Source organism: Sorangium sp. So ce836, from assembly GCF_028553905.1.
Taxonomy (GTDB): Bacteria; Myxococcota_A; Polyangia; order Polyangiales; family Polyangiaceae; genus Sorangium; species Sorangium cellulosum_D.
This window is the reverse complement of sequence record NZ_CP102233.1, coordinates 6,302,788-6,322,720: the sequence shown is the minus strand read 5'-3', so window position 1 is coordinate 6,322,720 and position 19,933 is coordinate 6,302,788. Positions and strand designations below refer to the sequence as shown.

At 71.1% G+C, this 19,933-nt stretch carries 17 protein-coding genes; 7 read left to right on the top strand and 10 right to left on the bottom strand.

All coding sequences use genetic code 11. The annotated features are described in order from the left end of the window. Positions 1 to 132: 132 nt before the first annotated feature. Positions 133 to 3,267: a DNRLRE domain-containing protein gene (locus tag NQZ70_RS22835; RefSeq protein WP_129576076.1), complete on the bottom strand. Its 3,135-nt coding sequence runs from the start codon at positions 3,265 to 3,267 to the stop codon at positions 133 to 135. A gap of 572 nt (positions 3,268 to 3,839) precedes the next feature. Here NQZ70_RS22835 and NQZ70_RS22830 point away from each other — a divergent pair. From NQZ70_RS22830 to NQZ70_RS22820, 3 genes are all read left to right on the top strand, one after another. Next, positions 3,840 to 4,178, top strand: a complete 339-nt coding sequence (locus tag NQZ70_RS22830; protein ID WP_129576075.1) for a transcriptional regulator — start codon at positions 3,840 to 3,842, stop codon at positions 4,176 to 4,178. Continuing rightward, positions 4,175 to 4,735, top strand: a complete 561-nt coding sequence (locus NQZ70_RS22825; RefSeq protein ID WP_129576074.1) for an RNA polymerase sigma factor — start codon at positions 4,175 to 4,177, stop codon at positions 4,733 to 4,735. Before NQZ70_RS22830 ends, NQZ70_RS22825 begins: the two co-directional genes overlap by 4 nt. 251 nt (positions 4,736 to 4,986) lie before the next feature. After that, positions 4,987 to 5,541, top strand: coding sequence for a hypothetical protein (locus NQZ70_RS22820; RefSeq protein WP_129576073.1), 555 nt, complete (start codon positions 4,987 to 4,989; stop codon positions 5,539 to 5,541). A 194-nt stretch (positions 5,542 to 5,735) separates the two neighbouring features. On the opposite strand, the gene NQZ70_RS22815 is transcribed toward NQZ70_RS22820, so the two are convergent. After that, the gene (locus tag NQZ70_RS22815) at positions 5,736 to 6,569 is read right to left on the bottom strand and encodes an IS1 family transposase (protein ID WP_237245533.1); all 834 of its coding nucleotides are present in this window, start codon (positions 6,567 to 6,569) and stop codon (positions 5,736 to 5,738) included. 567 nt (positions 6,570 to 7,136) lie between these two features. On the opposite strand from NQZ70_RS22815, the gene NQZ70_RS22810 reads away from it, so the two are divergent. After that, complete coding sequence (locus tag NQZ70_RS22810) at positions 7,137 to 7,325, top strand: hypothetical protein (RefSeq protein WP_129576071.1); 189 nt, start codon at positions 7,137 to 7,139, stop codon at positions 7,323 to 7,325. A 611-nt stretch (positions 7,326 to 7,936) separates the two neighbouring features. Continuing rightward, positions 7,937 to 8,968 (top strand): IS1 family transposase, encoded by a 1,032-nt coding sequence (locus tag NQZ70_RS22805; RefSeq protein WP_129581398.1) that lies wholly within the window; start codon positions 7,937 to 7,939, stop codon positions 8,966 to 8,968. Between the two features lie 566 nt (positions 8,969 to 9,534). Here NQZ70_RS22805 and NQZ70_RS22800 read toward each other — a convergent pair. Next, entirely contained in the window at positions 9,535 to 10,095 is a 561-nt protein-coding gene (locus tag NQZ70_RS22800) for an RNA polymerase sigma factor (protein WP_129575124.1), read from the bottom strand. Continuing rightward, on the bottom strand, positions 10,092 to 10,322 hold the full coding sequence (locus NQZ70_RS22795) for a transcriptional regulator (RefSeq protein ID WP_237244456.1): 231 nt from the start codon (positions 10,320 to 10,322) through the stop codon (positions 10,092 to 10,094). Before NQZ70_RS22795 ends, NQZ70_RS22800 begins: the two co-directional genes overlap by 4 nt. Before the next feature lie 509 nt (positions 10,323 to 10,831). On the opposite strand from NQZ70_RS22795, the gene NQZ70_RS22790 reads away from it, so the two are divergent. Next, positions 10,832 to 11,632: a nucleotidyltransferase domain-containing protein gene (locus NQZ70_RS22790; protein ID WP_207217927.1), complete on the top strand. Its 801-nt coding sequence runs from the start codon at positions 10,832 to 10,834 to the stop codon at positions 11,630 to 11,632. 742 nt (positions 11,633 to 12,374) lie between these two features. Here NQZ70_RS22790 and NQZ70_RS22785 read toward each other — a convergent pair. The 4 genes from NQZ70_RS22785 to NQZ70_RS22770 all read right to left on the bottom strand — a co-directional run bounded on the left by NQZ70_RS22785 (position 12,375) and on the right by NQZ70_RS22770 (position 16,838). Next, entirely contained in the window at positions 12,375 to 13,892 is a 1,518-nt protein-coding gene (locus NQZ70_RS22785; protein ID WP_165374113.1) for an SBBP repeat-containing protein, read from the bottom strand. A 422-nt stretch (positions 13,893 to 14,314) separates the two neighbouring features. Further along, entirely contained in the window at positions 14,315 to 14,932 is a 618-nt protein-coding gene (locus NQZ70_RS22780; protein WP_129576069.1) for a DUF47 domain-containing protein, read from the bottom strand. Positions 14,933 to 15,112: 180 nt separating this feature from the next. Continuing rightward, on the bottom strand, positions 15,113 to 15,277 hold the full coding sequence (locus NQZ70_RS22775; RefSeq protein ID WP_165374112.1) for a hypothetical protein: 165 nt from the start codon (positions 15,275 to 15,277) through the stop codon (positions 15,113 to 15,115). Between the two features lie 148 nt (positions 15,278 to 15,425). Continuing rightward, positions 15,426 to 16,838, bottom strand: a complete 1,413-nt coding sequence (locus tag NQZ70_RS22770; protein WP_129576068.1) for a hypothetical protein — start codon at positions 16,836 to 16,838, stop codon at positions 15,426 to 15,428. A gap of 352 nt (positions 16,839 to 17,190) precedes the next feature. Here NQZ70_RS22770 and NQZ70_RS22765 point away from each other — a divergent pair, with 352 nt between their 5' ends. Continuing rightward, positions 17,191 to 18,015 carry an SPOR domain-containing protein gene (locus NQZ70_RS22765; RefSeq protein WP_129576067.1) on the top strand — a complete coding sequence of 275 codons (825 nt, stop codon included), beginning with the start codon at positions 17,191 to 17,193 and terminating at the stop codon, positions 18,013 to 18,015. 62 nt (positions 18,016 to 18,077) lie between these two features. On the opposite strand, the gene nikR is transcribed toward NQZ70_RS22765, so the two are convergent. After that, positions 18,078 to 18,521 carry a nickel-responsive transcriptional regulator NikR gene (gene nikR / locus NQZ70_RS22760; RefSeq protein ID WP_129576066.1) on the bottom strand — a complete coding sequence of 148 codons (444 nt, stop codon included), beginning with the start codon at positions 18,519 to 18,521 and terminating at the stop codon, positions 18,078 to 18,080. A 116-nt stretch (positions 18,522 to 18,637) separates the two neighbouring features. Beyond that, the gene (locus NQZ70_RS22755; protein ID WP_129576065.1) at positions 18,638 to 19,756 is read right to left on the bottom strand and encodes a hypothetical protein; all 1,119 of its coding nucleotides are present in this window, start codon (positions 19,754 to 19,756) and stop codon (positions 18,638 to 18,640) included. Between the last annotated feature and the right edge of the window lie 177 nt (positions 19,757 to 19,933).

Sequence of the window (19,933 nt, the reverse complement as noted above, 5' to 3'; positions counted from 1 at the left end):
GCGGGAGGGGGATGCGGGGGGCGAGGAGGGGTCAGCTCACGGGATGCCGGTGGAGAGGGTCGAGGGACGCGGCTCCGGCGCGAGGGCATGACGAGGAGAGCGTCTCACGGAGAGCTCGCGGTCCGACGCGGCTCACTCCGCGTCGGGACACGAATAGCCGATCTCCCAGCCCTGGACTTGAACGCCGCCCGCGCCGTCGCTCGTCGGATTGAGCTTCACCTGCAGCTCCAGGTAGTCCGCCTGCGCCGCCGGTGGCCCACCGAGCGCGCCGGCGAGCTCGACCGCGCACGGCGGCGTCGAGGTCTCGTCGCACACCTGGGTGTCGGCGGGCGTGGCGTGGGCGGTCACGGCGAGCGTCACTGTCGCGGCGTCGAGCTCGGCGGGGTCGTCGGCCGCGCGCACGAAGAGCTCGACGCTCGAGTCCTCCGGGGTGACGGTCCGGTACGTGAGGTACTCCCACCGGGCCTTGGTCCCCGGCGGGCAGACGCCGTGGTAGCGCTCCCAGCTCGTGGTGATGGGCGTGAGGGCCTCGGCCGCGCACGGGACGACCGCGCGGACCTTGCCCGGGCCGTCGCGGAGGGCGGTGCACGTCTGCGGGCAGAGCTTGACGCTCGTGTTCGTCGCGTCGGCGAAGTACCAGCCCTGGCCGCAGCTGGCGAGGTCGGCCCGGGGCGTGAGCACGGTCTCGGTGCCGGCGCTGTTCACGTGGACGACCGACACCGAGGCGGGATCCGCGACGCCGGCGAGCGGGACCGCCACGTCGCAGGGGAGCGTTTCGCCGCGGATCGAGACGAGCGCGTCGCGGAGGGTCGTCGCCAGCCCCGTGCCGGCGGTGAGGTTGAACGCCCGCCCGCCGCCGCGCGTCGCGATGAGGTTGATGATCTCCGCGTTCGAGTTGCCGAAGCCCACCGCGTGCACGCGGACGCCGTGGTTTTCGAAGGCATTGCGCGCGAGGTCGGCGATGTGGTTCGGGACGGTGTCGCAGTTCGACGGGACGCCGTCGGTCACGAGAACGACCGCGACCTCCTCCTCGGGGTGGGCGTTCTTGTAGTTGATCGCCCAGGTCGTCGCGCCGTCGAGCGCCGGGTACATGGGGGTATCGCCGTTGACGCCGGGGCCGGGGTAGAGCGCGTTGACGAGCGCGAGCTCCTGCTGATCCATCGGCGCGGGGTCCGCGCTCAGCCTCCGGGCCGCCGTGCCATCGAAGGGGACGATCGGCAGGGAGCACCCGCCGACGGCGTAGGCCGGGCAGGTGCCGCCGACGTCGTTGCACGGCCCGGGGTTGTCGTGCGGCCAGAACCGGAGCGCGACGCCGAGCCCCGCCGACGCCGGATCCTCGAAGAACGCCCTGAGCGCGTCACGCGCCGGGGTCCATCGGGAGGTGCTCGCCCCGCTCGCCGTCATGGAGGCGGACCGATCGAGCGCCACGAACAGGGTGACCGGCCTGATCGTCGAGGCGCTCGCCGTGGCGATGCAGCCTGGCGACTCGCACTCGGCCGATTGATAGATGCTTCCGTTGTTGGCGCACTGGCACTCGGCGATCTGCCCCGGGCCCGGCGGGTTGACGATGAGCTCCATGCCGTCGGCGACGCCCGTGCAGCCGGCCACGCTGATGCACTCGCCCGGGGCGATCGGCTGCGCGGTCGTGCAGGCGAGGGTCCCGCCGGTCGGGCTGCAGGAGCTCAGCACGCGGCTCGGGGCCGAGGAGGGGAGCTGGCCCGCGCCCGCAGGATAGCGGTGAATCGCGATGCCCGCGGGCGCCGGCGTGTTGCCGCGGTTGCAGACCGGGATCGTCCCGCCGCAGGGCACGCCGACGGTGAGATCCACGCCGCTGCACGCGGGGTCCGTCTGGCTCGGCAGGTAGGGCTTGCAGAGGCCCTGCTGCGTGTCTGGATCGGTGCTGCAGGTGGAGCCGCACAGCGGCTCGGCCAGGGCGACGCACGTCGCGTCCCACGCGTTGGTCGGCGTCGTGCACGACTTGCCGGGGCACTGGGTCGCGACGAGGTTCCTGCACGTCGCGCTCCATTGCGGCACGCACGCGCCGCCGGAGAGGGTGGTCGGCGGGGGGCAAATCCCGGAGTTGGGCGGATCGCACCTGCCGCCGGAGAGCAAGATGCTGCCCGGTCCGATGAGCGCCGCGCAGTCCGCCGAGCTCGTGGGGTGGATTTCGCAGCAGAGCGGGTTTGTCGCGCAGATGTTTTGGACGCACGGGTCGCCGCAGGTCGTGGTCATGTGGGTCGCGGTGCCGGTCTGGCAGGCGTCATGTCCACAGTCGGCCGGTATCGTCGGCTGGATGCAGCAGCTCGGCCGAGCGTCGCAGACCTTCGCGACGCAGCCGCTGCAGGTCGTCAGGAGGGGGCCGCCGGTCTCGCATGCATCGTGGGCGCACGCGCCCTGCGCGGGGTGCTCGCAATATTGATCGAACTGGCAATCCTCGCTGGTCGTGCAGGGCTCGTGCGTGCCCTGCCGCGCGACGGACTCGGGCAGCTCGTTGATGTCCCCGACCGACCATGCGTACGTCGGGCCGCTCCCTTCGAGATCGACGGGGCTCCCGCCCGGCGGCCCCTCGAACGACTGGCCGCCGCAGGCGGGGCACGAGCCGCCGCAGTCGACGCCCTTCTCGCTTCCGTTCTGGATCCCGTCGTCGCACGTGACGTAGCAGAGCTCGAGCTTCGGCCGCTCCTCGACGACCGACTTCTCGCTGCTGCGGAAATCGGTCCGCTGGACCGGGTCTTCCTCGAGGAGGACGCCGTGATTCGCGGCCTCGCCGCTCGCCCACGCCCGCGCGAGCTCGGTGACGTCGGACGAGCGGAAGCCGGAGCCGCCGCCGGAGGTGAACGAAGCGGCGATCGCCGGATCGAACGCCTCGCCGAAGCTCGCCCAGGTCACGGCGGCCTCCTCCCAGGCGCTCGTGGCGCGGTGGACGCGGACCGTGCTGTCCGTCGTCTTGTACGTCTGCGACAGCGACAGGCTCGCCGACACGACCTCGGCGCCCGGGGGCAGGCCGGAGAGATCGAACCGGAGCAGGCTGCGCCGGAGCCCGCCGCCCGCGCTCGTCCCCGTGCTGAGCGTCACGCCCGCGCCATCATTCCAGCTGGGCGAGCTTTGCCAGAGCACGGCGTCGGCCACGCCCGCCGGCCCGGCGCCGCGCTGGATCGTGGTGCACACCTGTCCTTCGGTCGACAGCGCGAGCGCGGCGTGGCCGACGCCCTCGTCGCTGGCGCCGCCGGGATCGGCGCTACAGCCGGCCGCGAGCGCGCTCGTCACACCGGCGCATAACGTCGTGAAAATCTTTCTTTTATTTCTCATGGACAGAGATTCCCCCTGACACGCTTCGTGGTGAGCCGCGCCGAGCCCCGCCGGATGCGAGGCCGGCGTCCTGGAGCCTCGCCGTCACGAGCGCTGGTACGACGCGAGCGCGCGGCGTGAATCGCTGAAGAGGTTCAAGACAAATATCCGTTCATCGTCGCGCGGCGCCTTCAGGCATGTCAAGGCCTCGAAGGAGGAGACCCCGTGTCCTGTACGTGGGGGCGGGGGCTCGCGTCGCACCTCGCGCTGCAGCACCGACGGGCGCCGGACTGAAAAGGAATTCAGGTGGGGGCCGCCGACAGGCTCCCGGTTGAAGAAGAATTCAAGAGCGGGGCTGTCGGCAGGTAGTGTCCGGAATTGCACCCTTGAAACGTCGAGTGTCCGGCATCCGAAGATGCGGTGTCCGGAATGTCGATATCTGTTGTGACCTCGTGATCCGTCCGTAGGCTCTGGCCGGAAGTAGTGCGGCCCGCGGGTGTTGGAAGCACCCCGGGCCGCGTGGCCGAACTCTCGCCGCAACGAGGTCCGACATGCTGACCGTAGTCCGTTCGCCTTCGGGCGAGCAAGAAGGCGGAGGTGCGCCCGTGCGCCGCCGTCGCCCCCGATCCCCCGCGCTTCGCCTGACCGAGGCGGAGCGCATGCGGCTCCGCGCCGCCCTCCGCAACCTGCGCGCTCTCTACGGCACCTGGGCTTGCTTGGCCGAGGTCATGGGCGTCAGCGCCGGGACGCTCCAGCAGCTCGCCAGCGGCAACGGCGGGTCGCACGCGATGGCTCTGCGCGCCGCGAAGGCCGCAGGGACGACGCTCGATCGCATCCTCGGCCGGCCGGCGTCGGCGGACCACTGCCCCGCGTGCGGGAGGAGCGGGTGAAGCGCCCGCGGAAGGGGGCTCGTCGCCCGCCTGCCGCGCGACATCCCAGGAAGCGACCGAGCATCGACGCGCTCATCGCGGAGCGCTCGGTCATCGTCGCCGTGCTGGTCTCGAGCGGCATCCCCGCGCGCGACCGCGCCGACGTCGAGCAGGACATCGTGATCGGCGCGTGGCGGTCCGTGCGCCGCGGGATGTACCGCCCGGACCCGAAGGCCGACCCGCGCAAGGCGCTCCGCGCGTGGCTCTACGGCATCGCGTGGCGCAAGGCCGGGCACTACCTCGGCAGCGCGTACGTGCGCCGCGCCGTTCTCCACGCGGAGCCGCTCGGCCTCCTCCGGGAGCTCGCCGGCCCGAACCTGCACGCGCAGGTAGAGGCGCGCGAGGCGCTGGGAGCCCTGGCCGACCTGCCGCCGTGGCAGCGCGAGGCGCTCCTGGCCGTCGACCTGCCGGCGTCGATCGTCCAGTACGCGAAGGCGCGCGGCATGAGCCCGGGTACCGCGGCCAGCCGGCTGCGCATCGCCCGCGCGGCCCTCGCTCGCGTCCTCCGGCGTCGCTGACGCAGGATCTACCATCCGTTCCATTTGTCCGGCTTTTGCCGATTGATCTGATCGATCCGGTGGCAGAACCCGCTTGACTGCGCTCCGGATCGACGCTGTCGTCCAACAAGCGAAAGGCCGGGTCTGACCACCCGGCCTCCCACCGCCGACCCCTCGTTAGCGGGCGCTTCCGCGCGTCATCATGGTGCCCGGGCGCGCTCTCGCCGTCAAGGGGAAGGCTTCCGTACGACCCCTCACGAGCGGGAGACTACATGACGCAGGAACTGGACGACCTGATCGACGAGGTGCTGAGTCTAGCCGAGAAATCAGATGCAGAATTGCAGCAGCAGGTGAGTGATCGAGAAAGAGACCTCGTCACTCAGGCAGAGCAAGCAGAGGTCATCAAGAATCTCGGCAGAGCTGCATTTTCTCCAATCTTTGAATCAATGGCCGCGAAGCTGCAAAAGCTCGAGCCAGAGCGCAAGTTCGGCGCGAGAGTACGAGTCGGCGCGTGGGACGTAACAGAAGTGAACAGCCTATCATTTAGGCATCCGAAGACGTCCGGCAAGCGCAACGATAGCAAAGCCGCGATCTTGGTCGGAGTGGCAAACACGTTAGATCCTTTTGATCTTAGCGTTCGCATGATCGTTGCCATCTCAACAACGTATAGCGGTGTGAAGCACAAGTACGCCGAGATCGGTACAATAGAGTACGGCGACGTGGTGTCTCTGTCGTCCGAAGAGGCTTTTGACAAGGCTAAAGACGTCGCGGATTCGCTTATCAAAAAGGCGATGTCGGCAATAATCAGCAGTGAGAGACCACAATAGTCAACCGCTTGAAGGCTCTTCTGGATCACATGTCCGCGCGATGTCGTCGAGCATATCGTATAGAGATGCCTCAACCGGAGCCGCGCGCAGAGCTTCGGATTGAGCGAATACGCTCCTAGCGAGCGCGTACACTCCCTCATTTGTGCGCGCATCGTAGGAAGAGCGGCTGTCTGTCGAACGGTCTCCGCTCATGACTACACCAGTCGGAGGAAACCGCGGCCCCCAGGGAGCTCGCGCGCAGGCTTCTCCTCTGCGCCGGGCCGCACCTGGAGCTTGAGGGGCTGCGGCTCGGGTGCCGCGGTCTCGCCCTCGGCCAGCGCAGCGGTCACGAGCTCCGCCAACGTCCATGGGCGCTCGACGACGCGCGCCGCTACAGCCGGCGTCGTCCCAAGCGAGCCGTGGATCTTGACCAGGTTGTAGTAGCAGATCCCCAGCGCCACCGCGGCACAGTGCCCGCGCAGCGTCTTGCTGAAGGCGAGGCAGAGACGGCGCGTGCGGCCGACCGTGTGGCGCGTGGTCAGGTTGAACCGCTCCACGTAGGACGTCGACAGGAGCTCATCACGCGGTGCGCCGAAGATCGGTTTCTTCGTGATGAACGGATCGCGCGGCGGCTCGTACCGATAATCCGGGCGCTGCGAACCGCCTTTGCTGAAGTTCTTGACGCACTGGCCGTAGTCGACGGCGCCCTTGAAGTTCCAGCCGACGGCGTTCGGATACGACTGCCACCCGTCGCTCGTTATGTGCGGCACGACGGACAGGCGCGACCGCAGATCTTCGATGAAGAGGTGCGTGTTCACGTCGTCGCGCTTGCCGACGTGGAACGAGATCGCCAGCTTCGTGTTCGCGTCCAGTGCGACGTACAGATAGGCGTCGCCGCGCTCCTCCGGCTCGTCGGGCTTCACGCGAGACTGCTTCTTCTGGACGAAGCTCCATTGCTCATCGACCTGGATCACGTGGGCGGCCAGGTCGCGCATCATCCGGTTGTGGAGACGGGCGCAGCCCTCGCCGACGCGGAGGGCGAGGGACATCACGGTATTCTTGTCGATCCCGACCATGCGCGCAGTCGCGCGGATCGAGTTGCCTTCGCAGAGCGCAGAAACGACGCGAATGCGCGTCTCCAGCGGGAGAGGTGCGGGCACGGCTTGCCTTTCTCCCGGCGTTGGCCCATGCTCGCGGTGCGATGCGCGTTCGGCGGGCCCACCGCCGGATGTTTCGCAGCCCCGCTCTCGGTTGCAGCCGAGGGCGGGGCGCTTTGCTTTGTCCTCACAAAGTAGCGCGAAACTCCGGGATTTGAAGCCTGAACGCGGCTCGATCGGTCGAGATATGTCACATGGCGAATTAGGTTGACGCCGCGCCGTGGACGTGCACCCGAGCGCTGATCGGGCGCCACTTGGATCGCTGTGGATCCATCTTGACGCTTGCAAACATCCGCTCCTCGAGCGAGTAGGTCGGAGGTCGGCCCCGGTACGAACGAGGCCGGCCCCCTGGCGCAGGGGTGTCCCCCATGCGGAAACGCGCTGGTGCGTCACAGTCAGAGTGATTTCATAGTTTGCATTCCGCGTCAAGGGACAAGTGCGCCTCATCGGAGGTGCCGAATGGCCATCAACGCAGAGGAATTTCTCAAGAATTACAAGGTGTTGGAGCATGGAATCGCCATGAGCGGAGTTCAGCTGGCCTCGTTGAGGTCGGCTGCCGCTCAGATCGCGGCGATTCCCAAGCCGGTCCTGGATGCCATGATCCGGGAGGCCAAGTTGGCGCGGCGCATCATGCCGCCGCGCAGGTGAAGGAGGGCGCCCGGCGGCAGTCTTCCCCAGGCGCCGCCGGGCGCCGTCGTCGATCCAGTATATCGGAGTGGGTGAGACCGGCCGCAAGCGTGTATGCCACGACGGCTAGCACGGCCGATCCAATACATCACCTGTCGGCAGGCTCTCGGTTGAAAAAGAATTCAGGTGCGGGGCTGTCGGCAGGTGGTGGTCAAAATTGACCAACCGAGCCCGCACCGCCTTGACGAGCGACGCCCCCCGAAGCGCAGCGTCCTCTCCCGCGCACCGTCCGCCCCCTTCTCCAGGATGAGCCGCACGCGCGCAGCGACCCCACCACGGGGCTGGCGCTGTCCGTCAGCGCTCGCGACTGACCGCGCAGAAGAGCCGCTAAACAGGCTGTAATCGCGCAAGATGGATATGACAGTCCACATCATAGCTACACGAAAACTCCGGGAAACATAGGCTTTCTGTGCTACATTGCAGGGTACTTAGCAAAGCGCCCTGCCCCCGGCTGGTCCCCGGAGACAGGGCTGCGGAACGCCGAGCGGTTGGGCCGCCCTGCGCACGACGCACGTGCAGCATGGGCCCCCGCTTGGGGAGAGGCAAGGCCCTGCATGGCACACGTGCTGCCGATGACGAAGCGCGTCGAGGTCGTGGCTCATCTTGTTGAGGGAGCGGGCATCCGCCCCACGTCACGGCTCACGGAGGTGTGCAAGCCGGCGATCTTGGCGCTGCTGCTTCGCGTCGGCGAGGGCTGCGAGCGGCTGCACAACCGGCTGGTGCGCGACGTCGACTGCCGCGCGGTGCAGGTCGACGAGATCTGGAGCTACGTGCAGAAGAAGCAGGCGCGCGTGCAGCCAGGCGACTCGCCCGAGGTCGGTGAGGCATACGTCTTCGTCGGCATGGCGAGCGCGTCGAAGCTCGTGATCTCGTACCGCGTGGGCAAGCGCGACGAGGAGAACACGCGCGCCTTCATCGCGGATCTGCGCGCCCGGCTGGTGACCGTCCCGCAGCTCTACAGCGACGGCTGGCAGCCCTACATCGCCGCGGTCGGCGACTCGTTCGCGGGCTCGGTCGACTACGCCCAGGTCGTCAAGAACTACAGCCGGAAGGCCAGGCGCGACGACGATCACAGGTACGAGCCGCCGCGCGACCCGTTCATCACGCGCACGCCCGTCTACGGCGTGCCCGACGTGAAGCGCGCCAGCACGAGCCACGTCGAGCGGCAGAACCTCACGATCCGCATGCACATCCGCCGCTTCACCCGGCTCTGCAACGGCTTCAGCAAGCGCCTGCCGCACCACAAGGCGGCTGTCGCGCTGCACATGGCGTTCTACAACTTCTGCCGCCCGCACGAAGCCCTGCGCGTCACGCCCGCCATGGAGGCCGGACTGACTGATCACGTGTGGAGCATCGAGGAGCTCGTCGCCCTGGCGCTCTCCGAGGCACCCGCGGAGCCGCCGAAGCCGAAGGCGCTCAAGCTGCCTGAGCCGCCCGCGGGAGCGCCTACGGCGCCCGCCAGGGCCCTGCCGAACGGCCGGGGCTTCCTCCGGTTGGTTGGGTCCGCTCCGGCTGCGCCTGTGGCGCCCACAGAGCCGGAGCCGCCGCCCGCCCCGAAGCCGAGGCGGGGGCAGCTCTCGTTGTTCGGTGACCTGGACGACTAGCTACGCCGATAGCGGCGCGGTCGCTCTACGCGACGCAGGCTCGGATCGAGGGGCGGAGGGAAGCCCGGACCGAAGATGGGCAGAACGAGCTGCCTCATCGACCGGTGCAGCTTCACGCGCGGCGGTTCGTCCGAAGTGTCGAACGAGAGCTTGAAGAGAAGAAGATGACCAGTTGAAGTCTGCGAATGGACAGACTTCATGTGACGTCGAGGGGCCATGATTGCTCCGCTGGCAAAAAGCGGATCAAGCCCCTTGACGTCTGCACCTAGCTTAGTCTAGATACAGATTCGGATGCGGTGGGGCCTAATCCACCGTGACGACGCTTCGGTGTCGGGACGGAGCCAGCGGTCGCTACCCGCTGGCTTTTGTCTTTTCCGCTACCTGGGCGACGTCAGTTGCCGGATGCACCCTACACACGCGTCGCTCCGACCGTCAAGCGATCGCGACACGCCCGGCGCTGCCTGGGGCATCATGCCCTATCTAGTTTTGAGCAGCAATGCTCACTTGTTAGTTTCTGCTAACAGCTACATTGTGCTGTAGTTTCGAGTATATAGCGCCTGGCTTGCTCATCGGCGCCACCGCCGAAGCTTCAGCGCCAGCGCTTCGCGGGCGATCCTGAGCCGGCTCGCCGCTGTGCCGGGGTGCATGCCGCGGGACCGCGCGTACGCGACGAGCGACTCCGGAAGGTCCACGGCGAGCAGGATCTCCCGCTGCCAGTCCGGCAGGTGCGCGAGCGCCTCCAGCGTTTCGCGCGCCTGGAGCTGTGCCTCAAGGCTCGGGCCGGTGTGTTCGCGCAGCAGGCCGAGCGGCTCCGCGTGCAAGACGGCGCGGCGCGTCCACGCGCTGTCGAAGTAGTGCGCGGCCTGCCGCCAGGCGATGCCGTGCAGCCACTTCCGGAGCGCGTCGCGCGGCTTGTCCCTCGGGTCGGGCCGGTACTTGCCTCGCTTCACGGAGCGCCACGCGCCGAGGAGCACCTGCTGCTCGACGTCGGCGCGGTCGCGCTTCGGGATGCCCGCGAGCGTGGCGAGCACGATCCCGCGTTCGGCCAGGATCGCCTCCATCGTCGGCTTCTTCCGGGGATGTCGTGCGGCAGGCGGGCGGCGAGCTCCCTTCCGCCGCTTCGTCACCCGGCCCTCCCGCATGTCGGGCACCTGCCGGCGACGACGGGCCGGCCGAGGATCTGGTCGAGGCTCACCCCCGCGGCCTTCGCGGCGCGCAGGGCCATCGCGTGCGACCCGCCGTTGCCGCTGGCGAGCTGCTGGAGCGTTCCGGCGCTGACGCCCATCACCTCGGCGAGGCATGCCCAGGTGCCGTAGAGCGAACGCAGGGAGCGGACCGCGGCGCGGAGCCGCATGCGCTCCGCCTCAGTCAGGCGGAGCGCGGGGGAACGGGGACGGCGGCGGCGCGCGGGCGCACCTTCGCCTTGCCCACCATCGGATGGGATCAGGTACAACTGCATCGTCGGACCTCGCGTGATCGGGGTTCGGCCACGCAGCCCGGGGTGCTCGTAACACCCGCGGGCTGCACTTCCTGGCGGCCGACCCTACGCGGCGAGATCCCTAGTCGCCACGGTCATCGGGCAATGTTGACCACTGCGGGTCAAAACTGACCATTACCTGTCGGCAGGCTCCCGGTTGAAAAAGAATTCAGATCGAGGCTGCCGGCAGGCTCCGACCTCGGTCCCGCTTGACAACCGGCTCTCCTCCGGCGCTACCGTGCGATCCTCGTCATGGCGAGGAGGCACCCGTCGATCACGTCGGCAGCACCGTCTGCGCGGCGTCCGTCTGCGCGGCGTCCGGTCGCGCGGCCGGACGTCGCCGCCGCGCGCGGCGGCCGCGCAGCTGCCGCGGGGGCACGATCCCGGTGACCCCCGACGCGCAAGCCGACGCTCTCGCGCGATGCCTCTGGCCGGAGCTGTCGCCGAGGTACGCGAGCGCCCTCCGCGCGGCGGTCGGCTTCGTGCTCGAGCGATTCGAGCCCCTGGCCATCGTGGCGGCCGGATCGATCGTCCGCGGCCACGGGGATCGGTCGAGCGATCTCGATCTCTTCGTGATCCACCGCGCCCCGTACAAGCAGCGGTTGCAGCGCTGGTTCGGGGAGGACGTCCCCGTGGAGATCTTCGTGAACCCGCCCGCGGCCGTCCGCGAGTACTGGGCCGCCGAGCACCAGGGCGCACGGCCGTCCGCCGCCCACATGATCGCCACGGGCTTTCCGGTCCTCGGGTCTCCGCTCCTCGACGAGCTCCGGGCGGAGGCCGCCGCGTGGCTGGCGAAGCGCTCTGAGCTCACGCCGGAGCAGGACGCGTGGGAGCGGTACAGCGCGGCGACGCTCCTCGAAGACGCCGTCGACGTCGCCGAGCGCGACCCGGTCATGGCCACCGCCCTGCTCGCCGAGGCCGTGCTGGCGATGCTCCGGTACCACCTCCGGGCGCGCAACGGCGTCCTGCCCCGCACCAAGGAGCTCTTCGCCGAGCTCGATCGCAGCGACCCGGACGTCGCCCGGTCCGCGCGCCGGTTCTTCGAGGCCGCCGCCCTGGAAGACCGGACGAGCGCCGCCCACGCGATCGCCGACGCGTGCATCGGCGCGCGGGGGTTCTTCCCCTGGGAGTCCGAGCGGATACCCGTGGCGGCGCCCGGCGGCGACGCCGGCCCGGGCCCCGGCTGAAGCGGGTGCGCTGCGCAGGCGCCGAGCTCCGGCGCGCCGGCGGAGCTCACCCCCGCGAGATCCGGCCATCGGCAGGGCTCGGGCCGCTCGCGACCTCCGCCGGACAGCGCTCAATCCAGGGGGGATGTCGCCGTCCTGCCACTTGGCTGCGTCGGAGGTGAAGCGCTCTTCCCGGTTCAGAGAATCCCGCGGCGCGGCGTGAATCTCTTCAGATTCACGGCCCCTCGCGCCATTGTCCCGGAGGTCCGCTTTCTCTGCCGCGGAGTCGCCGGCGCGAGCGTCCTTTGAATTCATCATCGGTTTGGGCGTGAAGAAGAGAGAGCGTCGCGCTCGGCGAGATACGCCTGCTATGTCCGGCACAGATGCTCGTCGTCTGGCCTCTTCGCACGAAAACGTCCAAATGGATGGCGCCAACGTCTCTGCTTCATGCCATGATAGGGGAGACATATAGTTGAGGGGGCCAGTGATGACGCGTAAAGCTGTCGTGAGTGCGTCGACGCCCGTCGTCCTGGCCTGTGCGCTATGCGCGTTCTCCGCCGCTTCCCCGAGCGCGATGGCTGATGTACACGGCCCCGCGCTGGCGAGGGGGCAGTTCGAAATCTCGGTGGACGCCTACGGCAACGTCGTCGAGGTGAATTACCCGTAGGCTCGGGTGCCAGAGACCCCGCCAGCCCCTCGCCGGCCGCCTGAGCTCTGCTCCCCCGCGGGACGAGGCGGAGCACGCTCGGGCCCGAAGTGTGGCTCAGGGATCGAACGCGGCGATGAAGATGTCCGTCGCGCCGGCGGAGACGAGCGGGCCGCCGCCGAGATCGGCCGTGCCGGTCAGCTGGCCTGTCACCGCGATCCACCCGTCGCGGTGGATCGTCAGGTGGCGCGCGAAGGCGCCGGCGAAATCCTGACTCCAGAGCTCCGCCGCATCTGGATCGAGCTTCGTGAGGCGAAAGCCCTGGCCTGCCGCGCCCTCGGAGATCTCGACGATGTTGCCGCCCGGATCCAGGGCGAGGCGTTTGGCGTGGGGGGCGACCCTGCTCCACAGATTCTCGCCCGCGGGCGTCAGCTTGGCCACGAACGTCGACCCGGGGGGCAACGGTCCTCCTCCGAGGTCGATCGCCTCCGCGACATAGCCGGAGAAGAGGATGTTGTCCGACGCGTCGATCGCGACGCTGCTGGCGGAGCCGCCGCCCAGCATCGTGATGTCCTCGCCCTCGAAGATCTTGCTCCAGAGCAGGGCGCCGTCTCCGTCGTGCTTCTTCACCACGATGGCCTTGTCGCAGGGGCATCCGGAGCTGTAGCCGTCATGCCGCCAGGCGACCACGACGAGGTGGCCGGCGCTGTCGAACTCGACGCTCCCCTCGATCCCGTCGCCCAGGTCGTTCTGCGCCTCCCAGAGCTGGTTGCCTGACGGGTCGAGCACCTTGACGGCGCTGTTCCCCTCGGGGCTCGGGTGCCCGCTGCTGTGCAGCGAGCCGTACAGGATCGCGACGTTGCCTGCCGCGTCGACGGCGACATCGTACGTCTGGGGCTCCCATGCCACGTCGACAGGCGGATACCCCCTGCTCCAGAGGTGCTCGCCGTCTCCGTCGAGCTTCGCGACGAACAGGGGCTCGGTGTTCTCGATGAAGCTCAGAGCAGGGGCGTGAGGCAGCTGGCCGCCGCCGAGGTCGAGGGTCGCCGGGGGCGTGTCCGAGAAGCTGGGATCCCTCGCGACGTAGGAGCCGGTCAGGAGGACATCGCCGGCGGCGTCGACGGCCACGGCGCCTCCGCGCTCATCGGTGTCGGTTCCGAATCGCTTGCTCCAGATCACGTTGCCGAGCCGATCGAGCTTGACGAGGAAGATGTCCTCGCCGCCCGCGCTCACGAGCGGACCCGCCCCGAAGTCGACGGTCCCGGTGAACCACCCCGCGACGTACAGGTTGCCTGACGCGTCCACGGCGACGCCGTAGCCCACGTCGTTGCCCGCGGCGCCGAACCGCGCGGACCAGCGCGGCGCGCCGGTCGTTTCGCCGTGGCCGCCTTCGCCGCCGTGGCCGCCTTCGCCGCCGCCGTGGCCGCCCTCGCCGCCGCCGCCCTCGCCGCCGCCGCCCTCGCCGCCGCCGCCCTCGCCGCCGCCGCCCTCGCCGCCGCCGCGGCCGCCTTCGCCGCCGCGGCCGCCTTCGCCGCCGCCGCCCTCGCCGCCGCCGTGGCCGCCTTCGCCGCCGCCGTGGCCTCCTTCAGCGCCGCCGCCCTCGCCGCCGTCACCGCCCGAGGACACGCTGCTCACCGCATCGCCGCCGCCGGTCCCAGGCTCACCCCCGGAGCCGCCCGTGCCTGCCGATGGGTCACACGCGATGGCGAGGACCAGGACCGCTGAGGCAGCGCCTCTCGTGAGACGGGTCAGGCCGGAGGATGACCTCCGCAGTGCATCACGATGGCTCATGCCGGTTGGTTGCGCGCCGTGGGACAGGGATTCAACCCGTCGACCGCAGCCGGAACGCGCAGCTCCCGGAGGCGATCCGACCCAGGTTGCGCTCGCGACGGTCGCGGAGCTCGCGACGGTCGCGACCCGACCCACGTTGCGACGCGGTCGCTGCGGGCCGAGGGGCTGCCCGCAGTCGACGCCGCCCCCCGGGTCCCTGCGGCGCGTCATCGCGAGCCGGCGCGGACCCTGGGTCGCCACGGCGAGGGCGGCGACGGCGCTGGTCGTCACGCGTGCTCGAGCACCACGCCCTCGATGACGTTGGCGACGTCCTCGCAGCGATCGCTGGCGTTCTCGAGCTGATCGTAGATGTCACGCCATTTCAGCACGAGCAGCGGGTCGTTGCCCTGCTTGAAGAGCGCCGCCAGGGCCACGCGGTAGTGCGCGTCGGCGTCGTTCTCATGGCGGTTGATCTCGACGCAGAGCTCGAGCAGTCGGGCGCCGTCCTTCACGTCCCGGAGCGAGCTCGTGGCCGTGCTCATGGCGTCGCAGGCGGCCACGAGCGACTCCGCGAGGCCGCGCGCCTCCGGCGTCGCACTCTGGATCTCGAAGAGAACGATTCGCTCGCTGGCGGCCTCGATGAAGTCGAGCACGTCGTCGAGCCGGGTGATCAGCGCGTGGATCTCCTCCCGATCGAGCGGAGTGATCCAGGTCTTGTGCAGCGCGGCGAGGCAGCGATGCGTGATCCGGTCCCCCTCGTGCTCGAGCTCCTTGATCTTCCTCGCGATGGCCGGGGCGTCCTCGATCCGGTCGAGCATCTCCAGGAGGAGCTTGCTGGCGGCGACGCTCTTCTGAGCGTGCTCGGCGAGGGCGTCGAAGAAGAGGGCGTCCTTCGTCAATCCCATGCCGTGTGATACCTCGGTGTCGCCGGGGGCGTCAATGCGCGCCAACGAGCCCAACACCTCGTCAATCCATGAAAACAATGGCGGTCGCCTCCGCCTCTCGCGAGGCCCGCCGCCGGGGCCACGATCAAGCGCGCTGAAGACGGATCTCGCCTCGTCCACTCTGGAAAGTATTATCGAGTGTCACGAGCGCGAGCTCCCGACGCCGGAGCGGCGCGTCCCGGCGGCGGCCTCGCGCGAGCCGGACGCATGGCGGCATGCGCGCTCCTTCGGGAGCGCCTCGTTGGAGAGGTGGTAATCCGGCGGGGCGCCCTTGCGCCACGCCGCGCCCTCGGCGCGGGCGACCACGGCGTCCGGTTCTCGAGCGTCAGCGCCTTCGGCCGAAATGGCCCGAAGAGCGCGCTCGGCTCCTCGTCTTGATTCGGGTCTTGATTCATCGTCTCTCGATCCCTTTCGGCCCTCTCGGCGCGCCGCCGCCGGCGAGCGCGCCCGCGGCTCACTCAGGAAAGAACGTCTCGACCGTGAGCGCCGGCGTCCCCTCCGCGTGGACCCCGCCGAGCAGCGCGAGCGTCCCGTTCGGCGCGGGCACCACGGTCGCGCCGCGCCGCGGCTCCCTGAGCGGCAGCTCCTCGACCTGCGCCGCCGCGAGGTCGACCACGAAGCTCCTGGTCAGGCCGCCCTCGCCCGCCTCGGCGCCCACGGCGAGGAGGCGCCCGCCGGGCAGCGCGAACGCCGCGACGTCGACGATCGCCGCCGGCAGCGCGGCCCCCGCGACCTCCGCGGCGGCGCACGCGCCGGCGCACCCGGGCGCGAGCCGCCGCGTCGGCGCCGGGGCGCCGCCCTGCGCGCCGCCGACAAGCACGATCTCGCCGGGCGCCGTCACGGCGGCGCCCGCGCCCTCGACGGCGTCCGGCGGGAACGGCCGCGGCTCGAACGCGGTCGCGCCGTCGGCGAGCACCTCCAGCCCGGCAGCGTCCGCGCCCCCGGCGCTGCCGCCCGCGACAACGAGGCCGACGCCCTCGACCCACACCGCCGCCGCGCCGGCCCGCGCGTGGCGGAGCCTCGCCACCGAGAGCGCCCCGTCCGCGCCGACGACGAGGACCGCGTCCGAGGGCTCGCCCGGCGCCTCCGCCGGCGCCACCCCGCGCGCGGCGCCCACCACGAACGAGCGCCCGTCCGCCGCCTCCACGGTCCGGCCGCCCGCCACCTCCGCGAACGAGCCGAGCCCCGCGGGCAGCGGCGCCTCGGCGCTCTGCCCCGACAGCACGTCGGCCCAGGTCGCGCCCTCGCCGTCCACGGTGAGCAGCAGGCTCCCCCGGACGACGAGCGACCGCGCCGCCCTCGGGAGCGCGCCGCTGGAGGCGCTCCCGCCCCACACCGCGACGTCGTACGCGTCGAGCCGCGCCGGGTCGACGTCCGCCGCCGCGGCGCCGTCCGCCGCGTCGCCGCCGGTGAGCACCACGTAGCGCTCCGCGAGGGCCGCGCCGGGCGCGCCGACGCGCGACGCCGCGAGCTCGCCCGGGGGCCGCGCCCACCCGCCGGTCCGCTGGGCGAAGAGCGGCAGCACCTCGCCGGTGAGGCCGGCGAGGTAGATCCCCGCCGCCGAGCGCCCGCGCACCACGGTCGCCCCGCCCGCGTCGAAGCCGCGCACCTCGAACGTGTACGCCCGCTCCGCCGGGATCTCGCCGAAATCGAGCTCCCCGCCCGGCGCCGCGGCCGCGGACACGGCGACGTCCCCCTCGGCCGACGTCGCGGTCACCTCGATCCGGGCGACGGGCGGGTCCTCCTGGAAGGCGGCCGCCTCGTGCCCGGGGATGACCTCGATCGTGAGCGGGCGCGGCTCGGAGGCGCAGCCCGGGAGCAGCAGGCCGAGCGCAGGCAGGACGCGGCCCATCGGCGGGATCTTCATGGGGGCGGATCCTTAGCGCCGCGGCCGCGCGAAAGCATCGCGGAGGCGCCGCGCGGTGGTGGGGCTCACCCCGCCATCGCAGGACGCCTCGCGCCCGGCAACACGGAGGCGCTCGCGGGCGCCCGCCCGCCGCGCGCCCCCCGGCGCTGGCCGAGAACTTTCCCCGCGGCCGCCGCGCGTGCGAGGCTGCCCGGCCCGAGCCGAGGCGCGGGCTCGCCGCCGAGCGCTTCCTTCAGCGCGCATCGATGACCGCGCAGCCAGCGAGCGGGCCTGGTCGGTAGATGTGGGATAAAGTAAGACACGAAAGTTGTCGCGTCCCGGCCGGGCAGGGTAGACGGGTCGAGGAGGAAGCATGAGGCGCAGCAAAGGCGAGAGCATGGACACCGGGGCGGTGCGGAACCTCGAGGAGATCCAGGAAGAGGATCCCGGGGCTCGCCCGTCGCGTGCGGGCGCGCTGGTGCTGGCCTCGCTGGGCGGGGCGTGCATCGTCTTCGCGGCGGTGGCGCTCCTGCGCGCGCCGGCTCGCGAGAGGCCGGTCAGCGCCGATCCGCTCGGCGATCTGGTCGCGCGCGCGCACCCGGCCGGCGTGAAGCCGGCGCCGCGCCCCGCCACGATCGGGGAGCACGTGACCTTCCCTGCGATCCTGTCCGACGCGGAGCACCCGACCACGGCGCTCGAGGCCGTGCGCGACCCGCGGGCCAAGGCGGCCGCGTCGGCGCAGTCGCCGGCCGCCGATGCGGGTCCGCCGCTCGCCGCGGACCGGCTGCCCGTGGTCCCGCTGCCGGCGCAGCACGTCCTCGGGCCCGCGGGGGGCGAGGTCGCTCCGAACGACACGCTCACCGCGATGGCCCGCCACGTCTCCCGCGAGGAGGGGCCCGAGACCGAGCGCGGCGGGCCGGGCGGCTACCAGCTGCAGGTGAGCTCGTTCAAGGAGCCCGCCGACGCGGAGGGCTTCGCGGCGGCCCTGCGCCGGCGCGGTCACAAGGCGTACGTCGAGCCGGCGTACGTGAAGGGCCGCGGCCTGTGGCACCGCGTGCGGATCGGCCCCTTCAAGTACAAGCGCTCGGCGGTGATCTACCGGCAGGAGTTCGAGGCCAAGGAGCGCCTCGTGACGTTCATCGTCGATCCGCCGAAGACCACGGTGAAGGTGGCCGAGACGCCCGGCGACGACGCGTAGCCTGGGAGATCCGGCGAGGCGTTCACGCGCGAGCGCGCGGCGCGGCGCCGGTTTGCGCGGCGTCAGCCCCGCGGCCGGCGCGGCGCCTCGGGCGGCGCCTCCGCGAGCGCCGCGGCCGGCGTGAGCGCGCAGGACAGGACCCCCTTGGCCCCGGCGAGCTGCCCGGCGAGCCCGGACAGGTCCGCGCCGCGGCCCTTCAGCACCATGACCTGGAGCACCCGGCCCTCGTCGAGGCGGACCAGCAGGCTGGAGACCACCGACCCCGCGTGCTGCTCCTCCAGCTCGGAGATGCGCAGCACGAGCTCTCGCACCTCGGGCGCGTAGACGACGGTCAGCGTCGCCGCCACCTCGGCGCCCTCGTCCCACGCGGCGCGCGTCAGGTCGGCGCGGACCAGGTCCCGCAGCGCCTCCGAGCGGTTCTCGTATCCCTGCGCGGTGATGCGCCGATCGAACTCGGCCAGCAGCGCTCGATCCATCGCCACGCCGAAGCGGACCAGGTCGCTCATCGTGGGCGCAGGCTAGCGGGGCATGGGTCCGGGCGGGAAGGGGGCTCGCCGCCCGGAGCGCGCTTCGCCGGTGGCGGGGTGAGCGCCCGACCGCAGCCACGCGAGCGCTCGCCCGCTCAGCTCTTGCGCCGCTCGAGGTGCCGCCGCGCGGCGTCCTTCACCGGCGAGGTCACGTTCTTGCTCTTCGCGATGCCCCGGAGGTCCGACTCGCGCAGGTGCTGGACCAGCCGCGTCGCGACGAGCACCGGTGTCCTCGGGTTCTCCACGAGGTTCCGCTTCACCGTGTAGCTCTTCATCCACTCCGGCGTGGTCGCGATGATCCGCAGCACCTCGTCCGAGATGTTCCGGTTGCGGCTGATGAGGACGACCTCCTCCTCCTGCATCTGCGGGCTGCGCACGGCGGCGCTCGCCACGAGGCGGTTCGAGTCGCGCACGAGCAGCATGCGCTCCTCGCGCGAGCCGAGCATCGCCCGCCGGATCCGCTGCGACATCGTCATGTCGGCGAGCCGCTTGTAGAGCGGGACGTACTGCGCCTTGAGCTCCTCTTTCCCCTCCTCGTCCTCGACGTGGGTGTCGACCGGCTCGTCGGCCGCGAGCGCCTCGGAGAGCGCCTGCGTCTCGACGAATATCACGTCGTCCGGCGTGGGCTCCGGCGACGGCTCGGCGATGAGCTCGTCCTTGATCGCGATGCTGACCTCGCGCCACGCGGGGATGCCCGTGAGCTCGACCCCGTTGCGGGCGGCGAGGTCGACGAGGCGGTCGGCCGTCGACATCCGCGTGTTCTTGTTGAGGTAGAGCCGCTCGATGACGCGCGGGCTCTTGAGCAGCCGCTCCTCGTTCACGGCGATGAGCTCGGTCACCGCCTCGCTCCCGGTGCGCGCGAGCTCCTCGAGCGTGTCCCCGGCGATGCCCGGCATCGCGCAGAGCCGCTCGACGACCGGGAGGCGGTCCGCGTAGAGGCGGGCCAGCCGGTCGATGACGGCCGGCTGCAGCTCCCCGCCGAGCGCGCCCTGGAGGAGCGGATCGGGGAGCGCCGACAGCGTCTTCTCCGCCGTCTCGCGGGCGGGCTCCTCCTCGCGCGACGCGAGCAGCACGAGCAGCGTCACCACGTCGCCCGGCTTGAGCCCGGGGGCGATGCCGCGCGCGGCCATCTCGCGGAGCTTCTGCGGCGCCCCTGGCTGCGCCATTTTCTGCGCGGGCGGCGAGAGGACGGAGGCGTCGATCGGCGCGATCATCGCGCGGTCCTCCCCGCCGCCGCCGCCGCCGTGGGCGCGCGGCGGCGGGGCGAGCGCGTCGCCTGCCGGGCGGCGGAGCTCGGGATCTCGGGTGACGCCGGCGCGCGCGGCGCGGGTTTCGTCGGTTGCGCCGGTGACGCGAGCGAAGCGACGGGCATGCGGTCCTCCCCGGCGGGC